Origin of the sequence: Streptomyces sp. DH12, from assembly GCF_020873895.1 — a bacterium.
GTDB lineage: Bacteria > Actinomycetota > Actinomycetes > Streptomycetales > Streptomycetaceae > Streptomyces.
In genome coordinates this window covers 1-524 of record NZ_JAHWGT010000671.1, presented here as the reverse complement: position 1 = coordinate 524, position 524 = coordinate 1, and the positions used below count along the sequence as shown (strand labels likewise).

Here is a 524-nt window from a genome sequence, read left to right as displayed (position 1 = left end):
CCGGCTACCAGGCCGTGCTGCGCTACCGCGCGCAGGACGGCTCCGAGCAGCAGCTGATCCGGCGTTCCGCGCCGGGCACCCCGCACCCGGAGTGGCAGATCTTCCACGAGCTGCGCGCGATGAACGTGCCGCCGGGCCAGGTGCTGGAGCTGCACACGGAGCTGGAGTCGTGCGAGCTGCCGGGCGCGTACTGCGCGCGGATGATCCGCGAGCAGTGGCCGCAGGCGCGCATCACGTCGATCGCGCCGTACGGCACGGACCACGCGAGCCGGCAGCAGGGCATGCAGCAGCTCCTCGCCCACCAGGGGGAGCTGCACCAGGTGGCGGACGGTCCCGCGCGTCCGGCCCCGGTGCGGGCGCCGATCCCGCCGGTGCATCCGGCCCCGCCGATCCCGCCGGAGGCGATCGGGCAGGAGCTGGCGGCCGCGTTCGGGCCGGGCGTGTTCCGGTTCGAGCAGGCGGCGGTGTCCCGTCAGGGTGTGCCGCCGGTGGTGGCGCACACGCTGGTGACGGCGGGTCTGCCG

General features: G+C 75.6%; 1 protein-coding gene. It reads left to right on the top strand.

Annotated elements, in window-relative coordinates; genetic code table 11:
- A partial coding sequence (locus LPA54_RS36400; RefSeq protein ID WP_306806605.1) for a nucleic acid/nucleotide deaminase domain-containing protein occupies positions 1–524 on the top strand: 524 nt, incomplete at both ends.